Source organism: uncultured Porphyromonas sp. (assembly GCF_934359325.1).
Classification (GTDB): Bacteria; Bacteroidota; Bacteroidia; order Bacteroidales; family Porphyromonadaceae; genus Porphyromonas_A.
This window is the reverse complement of sequence record NZ_CAKRLH010000055.1, coordinates 1-9,406: the sequence shown is the minus strand read 5'-3', so window position 1 is coordinate 9,406 and position 9,406 is coordinate 1. Positions and strand designations below refer to the sequence as shown.

Here is a 9,406-nt window from a genome sequence, read left to right as displayed (position 1 = left end):
TGAGGCTGAGGATGGACGATGGGATCGACCTTGCCTCCGATGGGAGAGCGCTTCAGTATCTGCTCTAAGAAGGTCTCTGTCCACTCCTCGGAGATCTCCCACTTCTCCTCGAACCATATCTTATGCCCCTTGGAGGGGGATCCGTAGCAGGGGACCGCAGTCACTCGCTTGGAGTCGGTCTCCAGATAGTTCAGCTCCGCATTCCCTTCGAGTCCTCTCTTCGTAAAATTGGAGCTGCCTATGATGCCAAAGCAATTACTCTTACCAATAAATAGGTAACACTTGGAGTGGAGGAACTGCGTCTCATCCTCCTCGTTTCTCCTATAGATACGGATATGGATCTTACCCAGCGGGCAGTACTTGAGCAGCAGCGCTACGACTCGCTCATACTCCTCCCTCAGCTCCAGCTCGTGGATGTCAGTCTTGATAAAGTCGTAGGGATACTCGGCGTCCTTGTACTTAGGATTCTTGAGCTGAGAGGCATACACATATGGATCCTTACCGATGAGGAGCTGCAGAGTGGTCCCCTCTCTCTCCAGAAACTGGCTAAGCTCATCCACTATAAGGGCCATACCGGGCAGATCCCAGTAACCTGTCGCTATCTGTAGGGTCTCAAAGGTAGGAAGACTGATGCACTCGCTCAGCCAGTAGCGCATGGAGAGCTCCTCGGTCGAGTTGTCGATGAGCGTACTGTCTATGTGGATAAGATTATTGGATAGGAAGGGACTCATATGGCTCCGCGAAATGGTACATATTTATGCAGCAGCCCAAATTTAGATATTTTATTCCAAATAATGGGCGGTCCAAGGCCCGATGGCAGGGGTGACGCCTTTGAGCATTAGGTTAATCATGTACCGAAGGGTGCTCGCTCCATAGGCATCGGTCACCGCTTCGCGGATGACCGACGTGCCAATACCCGCCTTAATCCCCTCGACCCCTTGCGGGTCGCCGAGCAGAAATTCCCTTTCCCGGCGCCCCCCTCTGGGCGTCACACTCCCGGGCAAGCTTGATAGTGCGACGCCCTAGCAGGGTCGCAGATTGCTTGCGATGCCCGGTCCACGGGTCTTCGGGGCTACGCCCCTCGACCGGTGACTAAAAAGCGAGCACCCCTGTCGGGGTGCATCGTTCACCAATCTTCACAATGAGTTGAATGACTTATGTAAGGCTCAAATGCGTCAGCCCTCGCCCGATGGATAGGGCGTCGATCTAATACCGATATTAGAACTAATATCGGTATTAGAGATTTCCCTAAGGAGTGGGCTGCTCACGTAGGGGTGACCAGAAGCAGCGCCGTAGAACGTATTCAATTGGCTACCGGAAGTGTGCAACTGGGTTGCGAGCGATAGTACCTACCTTTGCGGGTGAGGAGGGGAGGCGACTCAGTACATATTAGATAAGTTTAATGAAGCGATTATTTTTCTTGGTATCCCTACTGATGATGGTAGGGGTGTGGGGAGTTTCGGCACAGGAGCTCCGTGGGGTAGTGTATGACGAGGCAGGGGAACCGCTCCCCTACGCTACTGTTAAGGCGAAAAGCATCGACGGCAGCAAGGTGCTCACAGGAGGAGTCACCCGTGACGATGGCTCCTTCACTCTACAGACTGGGCAGCATCAGCTACCCCTATTACTCGAGGCAAGCTTGATCGGCTTCACCCCCAAGGAGGTGAGGTGCGAGCGCTTCACCGACTATAAGATCATACTACAGGAGAGTGCTTTAGTGCTGGAGGAGGTCTCCGTTAGCGCCAATCGTATCACACACCGGATGGTCGCCGGTGGCATTAGCACCTCCATAGAGGCCTCTCCGCTCGCAAACCTATCGGATATCTATAGCGTGCTCCGAGGCGTGCCACTCGTCGAGATCGAGGGGACCGAAGTACGGGTAGCCGGTAAGGGGACCCCCATCATCTACATCAACGACCGACTGATGACCGACCCCAATCAGCTACGCAACCTCAAGCCCTACCTCATCCGAGACATAGAGGTACTCACCAATCCCGGTGCCAGGTATAGCTCCTCCACCGAGTCGGTGATCAAGATCTACACCAAGCGCGAGCAGGGTACCGGTCTCAGCGGCGAGGTAAAGCTCGATCTAAATAATCAGATAAGTAGTCCCATGGGCTATCAACCCTACCTTAGGCTCAATTATCGGCTCAATAATTGGGACTTCTTCACCAGTGTCATGTACAAGGACGAGCAGACCAATCACGCCTTTCCCTCCCTCCGTACTCACGGTAAAACCGATCAAAGCGAGTGGATCAATCAATCCACAACCCATCACAAGGAGGGCGTACAGACACAGGAGTATACGGTGGGCATCAATTACGAAGATGAGGTGCAGAGTGCAGGCTTCAGATACCGTGTCGCCGCCGATAAGGAGGACTCCTGGATGTTCTCCGACCTCACCAGCAACCACCTCAAGCCCACACCCGAGGCGGTAGAGCGCTACCTCGGCAAGTCACAGACCCTCAAGCCGTGGAATGCCTCGCACCGCCCCAATCTCTACTACCTAAGGAGGTTTGGGGACTGGAAGGCACAGATCGACCTCGACTACTACCGGACCGGTATGAGCCACTCCACTGAGAGAGCAGCTGAGGGACATACGGAGGCGTACGAGCTCTCAGGCGTGGAGAATAGCCATGGGGCGAAGTACCAGTCGGCCGGAGCACGCTTGGACATCTCCGGACCACTCTGGGGCGGTCGTCTCGAGATGGGTGGGGAGTACTCTAAGGTCCATAACCGCTTTTACAATCATCTCGATGCTAGCCTCAATCTCACCGACCTGGATAGCGAACAGCGGGAGCAGTTCCTGGCTCTCTACTTAGAGTATCAGCGCAAGATAGCCTCCGAGTGGAGTGCCACCGCAGGCTTACGTATGGAGCACCTCGCGAATAAGTATATAGACAAGGGGGCATTAGATCCCGATAAGAGCCATACCACCACCAATCTATTCCCCACACTGGCAGTTACAGGTCGCCTCTTGGGCGTGCGCACCGAGCTCTCCTTCAGGAGCCGGATCCACCGACCAAGCTACGTACAGCTACAGCCACAGTACCTCTACGTGAGCCGATACGAGTACAAGGTGGGCGACCCAAACCTCAAGGACGCCATCGACTACTCCACTGCTCTCACCCTCAGTAAGAGCTGGCTTACCACCATCCTCAGCCACACCTATAGCCGCGACTGTCTCACCCCTGAGACTGCACTATTTACCGACCCCACCACCGGAGTCGTTCGCCCCTATATCACCCTATACAAGACCGTCAACGCCCCTCCACACCATGGTCTCTCGGCGGCGATGGTAGCCAGTCCTACGATCAAGTGGTGGAAGCCCACCTTCACCCTGCGCCTCTCCAAGATGATCGGCTACGACCTCTGGAACTTTGAGGAGCGGATCACCAAGCGTAAGGCGACCCTCGCCCTCAGCGTGGCTAATCAATTCACCCTCCCCAGGGATATCAGCATGGTATTCAACGTCGGCTACACCCCATTTGGTAACGAAGACAATATGGAGTTCACCGCCCCCATCCTCACCAGCTACGCAGAGATCTCCAAGCAGTGGCTTAAGGAAAAAAATCTCCTCACCACCCTCTCTATCAGCAACCTCTTCGATACCACCCACTCCATGCGTACCGCCACCAGGTACAGCGTGATGGAGTCCACCGAGCACGTGCCACCACGCATCGCCTTCACCATCTCCTACCGCTTCAATAGCTCCAAGGACAAGTACCAAGGCACCGGCGCCCTCGAGTCAGTCATCGACCGTATGAGTGCAGGACACGACTAGCCGGTGCACAGCCGGCTTGTCACCTCACCGGAGGTGACGAGACGGGTCAGTGGTGACGCATGCTTATGATGCGCCCGATCCCTTAACGGTCGTCGCCCTTTTGCCAGGTGAGACCTTGGGTAAGTCCAAAAACGTCAACCCTGTCCGTAATCATCGCCATAAACTACGTCACCGAATTATCTTGCGGATTTCATCCCGCAAGATGGGGCGTATAGCGGCTTCCGCACCTCACGTCAGACCATCCGCACACACTCATCACGCAGAATATCGGAAGAAGCTCAACGAGCTGCTTACAGACATCGTCAGAGACTTCATAGAGACACACTGACGACGGAGCCGGTGAGAGAAAAGGAGCACCATGAGGAAGAAGCGCGAGTCCATATCGCCACTCGAGGCGCTGCGGAAGCTGGCTTAGGCCGGGGTACAGGACTCCCCGAGACCGACCCGCCACATAGACCAGGATCTCGATGAGCTACCCTCACTGGAGAGCCGTATCTCATGCCTATTAGGCATAGCAAACGAAACAAGCAGACCGACCACCAATATGATCTTCTTCACCATGTACGACATTGAGAGCAACAAGGTCCGTCGTCTCATCGCCAAGTACTTGATAATCAAGGGATGCACACGCATACAAGACTCCATCTTCCTCGCTGACCTCCCCCGCCCGACCTACGAGGAGATCAAGAGAGACCTCGCTGAGGTGCAGTCACTCTACGACAATCACGACAGCATCATCGTCTGTCCCATCTCTACGGACCAGCTCCACGCCATGCACGTCATTGGGGAGCAACTGGATGTCGACATCATTACCCATAAGCGCAACACGCTTTTCTACTGATGCTTACAGGCAGTTCTCCAAGGAAAACGAGGAGGGAAAATGACCAAAAAGCGCAAAATTGTAAGGTAGAGATGGCACGTTGTACAATCAATTCAAAAAACCTTTGTATATTTGCACTCAGAGGTACATGTTTTCCCTCAAAATTTTCGGGTTCTGCGGTTTTTTCGGTCGTAAAGGGCTCACATACAGATCTTCACAGATTTGACCCTCGCAGACCATATTCCATTAAAACAAGGATTAAGACTGCTCATCATCAACGATCTCTAATTCCGTAAGATACTCGCAGACCATATTCCATTAAAACAAGGATTAAGACAGCCCCTGAACTGTTCAACAGCACGAAGTTCATAAACTCGCAGACCATATTCCATTAAAACAAGGATTAAGACAGCCCCCGAACTGTTCAACAGCACGAAGTTCATAAACTCGCAGACCATATTCCATTAAAACAAGGATTAAGACCGCGTCTTATTCTCCTCCTTGGCATTCTCAGCCCTGCTCGCAGGCCATATTCCATTAAAACAAGGATTAAGACAGTTTTGATTCAGGAATCTTGCTAAAAGCACCAGCTCTCGCAGACCATATTCCATTAAAACAAGGATTTGAGATCGGGGGCAGGTCGTCCGACCCGTCCTCTATCGGTATTAGAGTTAGAGAATGCGCCTATCCGCCAAGGGCAAAAGCCCTCAGCGATAGCCTTCTGCGGGAGAGCGCTCTCGGGGGACTATTAGACCGGAGTTGCACCCCTTGCGGGTATCTGCTTCCCGGCATCGTAGTCGGAGGGGGGAGACCCGTGGACAAGTCATTACAAGCGATCACGACGCGGTAAGGGTGTCGCCGAGCATATACCCCCTATCCCGGGTAACCCAGGTGTGACGCATTTGATCTTTACCGCTATGCAGAGGAGATCTGCGGCGCGAGATTCCTCTCCTAATGCACCCGTTTGCCGATCCCGCAGGGGCGATGCCCCGGAGGGATCGCCGGTCTTTAGCCCGGATGTCGAGGGGCGCAGCCCCGAAGACTCCGGGAAAGAAGAGCTCGGGAAAGATATACGACCCCGCCAGGGTGTCGCACTTATAAGGGAGTCAGGCAACCGGTGCGACACCCTTGCGGGGTCGCGATTACTTGCGATGCCCGGTCCACGGGTCTTCGGTGCTACGCACCTCGACCTCGTGGCTAAACAACGAGCACCCACAAGGGGTGCTTCGTTCCCCACCCTTCATAATGAGTTGATGGATTTCTGTGCTACTCAAATGCGTCACCCCTATCCCGGGTGACCCGTTTGTCATCCGGGGGTGATGCTTTTTGTACAAATTGCAGTTTTTACGATAAAAAGGGGGCGAAATAGGACTCTTTTGGTGGCTAATATTTGTATTTATTGACAATAGTAGCTAATATTACAGACGCAAAGGAGTGTAACGACAGAACAGACTACCGAAATGGCCGACAAGAAGCCTACCACTATACAGCCTGAGCCGTCGGGCGAAGCGACCATCGTGCGGGGAAATATCTTCCACCGCTGGTGGGTGATCGTCCGGGACGGCTTCCGGGGCATGACCTGGGGGAAGCCACTCATCTGGCTGATCCTGATCAAGCTCTTCATCATGTTTGCGATCCTCAGGGTCTTCTTCTTCCCCGACTTCCTCGCCTCCAAGGGCGATACGGAGGAGGAGCAGCAGGACTATATTGTTGAGCAATTTGTCGAGCGATCTATCCCGTAGACCACCCGAGCAGCAGATATATTATTTCTATACAAAACCTCATCACATTATCTTATGTTACTCAGTTCACTTGTTGACTGGTCGCGGATCATGTTTGCCATGACGGCGATGTACCACTGGCTCTTTGTCCCGCTGACGCTGGGCATGGGCTTGGTGATGGCAATCGCTGAGTCGAAGTATCTCCGGACGAAGGAGGACTTCTGGCGCGAGACGGCCAAGTTTTGGCAGAAGATCTTCGGGATCAACTTTGCCATCGGTGTCGCTACCGGTCTTATCCTCGAGTTTGAGTTCGGAACCAACTGGTCCAATTACTCCCACTTCGTCGGCGACATCTTCGGTGCGCCGCTCGCCATCGAGGGTATCGTAGCCTTCTTCCTGGAGGCGACCTTCTTCGTGGTAATGTTCTTCGGCTGGGGCAAGGTCTCCGACCGCTTCCACCACTTCGCCACCTGGATGACGATCCTCGGTGCCACCATCTCCGCCTGGTGGATCCTCGTCGCCAATGGCTGGATGCAGAATCCTGCCGGCATGCACTTCAATCCCGACACCGTCCGCAACGAGATGATCGACTTCGCCGCCGTGGCGCTCAATCCCATGGCTGTGGCAAAGTTCTTCCACTCCGTCATCTCCAGCTGGCTCCTCGGTGCCGTCGTCGCCATGGGTATCTGCGGCTACTACCTGCTGAAGGATAAGCGCAATCGCTTTGCTCTCGAGAGCATCAAGCTCGCCTCCACCCTCGGCATCGTCGCCTCTGTCCTCACCATCGCCACCGGTCACCTCTCCGCCAATCAGGTGGCAGAGTACCAGCCGATGAAGCTAGCCGCCATGGAGAACCTCCAGCGCGGTCAGCAGGGTGCCCCGCTCTCCCTCATCGGTATGCCCAATAAGGATGCCCATCCCGTGCTGGCTCCTGAGGAGAAAGCGTGGAACTTCAATCTCGAGATGCCCAAGGTGCTGAGCTTCCTTGCCTTCAACGACTTCAATGCCTACGTCCCCGGTATGCGCGACATCATCGAGGGAGGCTATACGAAGCGTGACGGCACCATCGCCATGTCTGCTGACGACCGCATCGCCTCCGGTAAGGTGGCGATCCAGGCCCTCGCTGACTACAAGGCAGCGAAGAAAGCAGGCGATGAGGCAGCTGCTGCCGGCTACCGTCAGGTGCTGGATGAGAACTTCGTCAACTTCGGCTACGGCTTCATCGAGAATAAGGCCGACCTGGTGCCCAACGTAGGTATGCTCTACTACACCTTCCGCATCATGGTCTACCTCTCTGTCTTCTTCCTCCTCGTCACGATCCTCGGGCTGATCTTCTCCAAGAGGACGATCACCAAGCCCGCCGAGCATGACATGAGGCGCCAGGGATGGTTCTCCTGGGTGATGCTTATCAGCATCCCGCTCGTCTACATCTGCTCTCAGTGCGGCTGGATCGTCGCTGAGGTAGGTCGTCAACCGTGGGCGATCCAGGAGGTGCTCCCGGTAGGGGCTGCCATCTCGGATCTCAATGCAAGCAGCGTACAGGTGACCTTCTGGATCTTCGTCTGCTTCTTCACTGCCATGCTGATCGCCGACATCTGCATCATGGTCCATGCGGTCAAGAAGGGCCCCCGGACCGATGAGGCGCTGCCCGCAGCATCGGAGCGCTAATGTATCACCACAGATAGATAAGAGACACTACTTATTATGGCATCATACGATTTCTTACAGAACTACTGGTGGTTTATCATCTCGCTCCTCGCCGGGCTGCTGGTCTTCCTGATGTTTGTCCAGGGCGGACAGTCACTCATCTTCAGTCTCGGTAAGGACCCGAAGTACCGCCGCATGCTGGTCAACTCGACCGGCCGCAAGTGGGACCTCACCTTCACCACCCTCGTCACCTTTGGTGGCGCCTTCTTCGCCTCCTTCCCCCTCTTCTACTCCACCTCCTTCCCCGGTGCGTACTGGGTATGGATGCTGATCCTGCTCCTCTTCGTGATGCAGGCGGTCTCCTATGAGTATCAGCATAAGCAGGGAAATGTGTGGGGCTCCAAGACCTACCAGGTGGCTCTGCTCCTCAATGGTATCCTCGCTCCGATCTTGATCGGAACGGCGGTGGCTACCTTCTTCACCGGAGCCAACTTCAGCGTCAATCCTGAGGCGCTCACCAACCTCGACGGTGGCAGCCAAAACGTCTCCACCTGGCTCCCCTACGACGTACCCGGTGTCGGTCCCGTGCAGTTGCGCGGCCTCGAGGCGGTGCTCAATCCGATGAACCTTGTCTTCGGTCTCGCCGTCTTCTTCCTCACCCGTGTCACCGCACTCCTCTACTTCATCAATAACATCACCGACCCTGAGGTGAGACGTGTCGCCCGGAAGCGTGTCCCCGCCAATGCGATCTGCTTCCTCGTCACCTTCCTCGCCTTCCTCATCTACGTCCTCCTCGGCAAGGGCTTTGCCGTCGATCCGCAGACGTCGGAGGTCTATATGGAGCCGTATAAGTACTGGCACAACCTGATCCAGCAGCCCGCCCTCCTCATCGCCCTCCTCATCGGCGTCGTCCTGGTGCTCTACGGCATAGGCGTGACGGTCTTCAAGAAGGACTCCACCAAGGGTATCTGGTACCACGGCATCGGTGTCGTGGTGGCGGTGACGGTGATCTTCCTCCTCGCCGGGTGGAATAACACCGCCTACTACCCCTCCTTTGGAGACTTGCAGAGCTCGCTGACGATCCGCAACTCCTCCTCCTCGCAGTACACCCTCAATACGATGATGTACGTCTCCTTCCTGATCCCCTTTGTCCTCGGCTACATCATCTACGTGTGGCGCAAGATGGACTTCCACAAGATCAATGAGTCGGAGATGGCGAAGGACGAGAAGTACTGATCGCCCCCCATCCCTAAGAACTATCGAGGGTGCAGTCTGACCTGTCAGGCTGCACCCTCTCTCTCTATCTGTGACCTCCGCAGGTATCCTCACGTTGGCATCAAGGCTCTGACTAATACCGGTAATAGAGAAAACTATAGTCGGTAATAGTCGACACTAAACCCGGTAATAGAGAAATCTAATACCGGGTTTAGAAAT

General features: G+C 54.9%; 6 protein-coding genes and 1 CRISPR repeat array. Of the genes, 5 read left to right on the top strand and 1 reads right to left on the bottom strand.

All coding sequences use genetic code 11. The features are described 5' to 3' along the window. Positions 1 to 731: phospholipase D-like domain-containing protein (locus tag Q0F21_RS03450; protein ID WP_297237435.1), on the bottom strand; the 731-nt coding region annotated here is incomplete at its 3' end. A gap of 671 nt (positions 732 to 1,402) precedes the next feature. On the opposite strand from Q0F21_RS03450, the gene Q0F21_RS03445 reads away from it, so the two are divergent. From Q0F21_RS03445 to Q0F21_RS03425, 5 genes are all read left to right on the top strand, one after another. Then, positions 1,403 to 3,784: a TonB-dependent receptor gene (locus Q0F21_RS03445; RefSeq protein ID WP_297237433.1), complete on the top strand. Its 2,382-nt coding sequence runs from the start codon at positions 1,403 to 1,405 to the stop codon at positions 3,782 to 3,784. Positions 3,785 to 4,328: 544 nt separating this feature from the next. After that, complete coding sequence (gene cas2 / locus Q0F21_RS03440) at positions 4,329 to 4,625, top strand: CRISPR-associated endonuclease Cas2 (protein ID WP_297237431.1); 297 nt, start codon at positions 4,329 to 4,331, stop codon at positions 4,623 to 4,625. Between the two features lie 207 nt (positions 4,626 to 4,832). After that, positions 4,833 to 5,233: direct repeats of the CRISPR family, unit length 37 nt; unit sequence CTCGCAGACCATATTCCATTAAAACAAGGATTAAGAC. A gap of 888 nt (positions 5,234 to 6,121) precedes the next feature. Continuing rightward, positions 6,122 to 6,346 carry a DUF4492 domain-containing protein gene (locus Q0F21_RS03435; protein ID WP_297237437.1) on the top strand — a complete coding sequence of 75 codons (225 nt, stop codon included), beginning with the start codon at positions 6,122 to 6,124 and terminating at the stop codon, positions 6,344 to 6,346. A 54-nt stretch (positions 6,347 to 6,400) separates the two neighbouring features. Beyond that, positions 6,401 to 7,993: a cytochrome ubiquinol oxidase subunit I gene (locus Q0F21_RS03430; protein ID WP_297237430.1), complete on the top strand. Its 1,593-nt coding sequence runs from the start codon at positions 6,401 to 6,403 to the stop codon at positions 7,991 to 7,993. Between the two features lie 36 nt (positions 7,994 to 8,029). Further along, positions 8,030 to 9,208 (top strand): cytochrome d ubiquinol oxidase subunit II, encoded by a 1,179-nt coding sequence (locus Q0F21_RS03425; protein ID WP_297237428.1) that lies wholly within the window; start codon positions 8,030 to 8,032, stop codon positions 9,206 to 9,208. Positions 9,209 to 9,406: the final 198 nt, after the last annotated feature.

Coding starts and splice junctions, on each gene's coding strand:
- Q0F21_RS03445 (WP_297237433.1), top strand. CDS start 1,403: ATGAAGCGATTATTTTTCTTGGTATCCCTACTGATGATGGTAGGGGTG.
- cas2 (WP_297237431.1), top strand. CDS start 4,329: ATGATCTTCTTCACCATGTACGACATTGAGAGCAACAAGGTCCGTCGT.
- Q0F21_RS03430 (WP_297237430.1), top strand. CDS start 6,401: ATGTTACTCAGTTCACTTGTTGACTGGTCGCGGATCATGTTTGCCATG.
- Q0F21_RS03425 (WP_297237428.1), top strand. CDS start 8,030: ATGGCATCATACGATTTCTTACAGAACTACTGGTGGTTTATCATCTCG.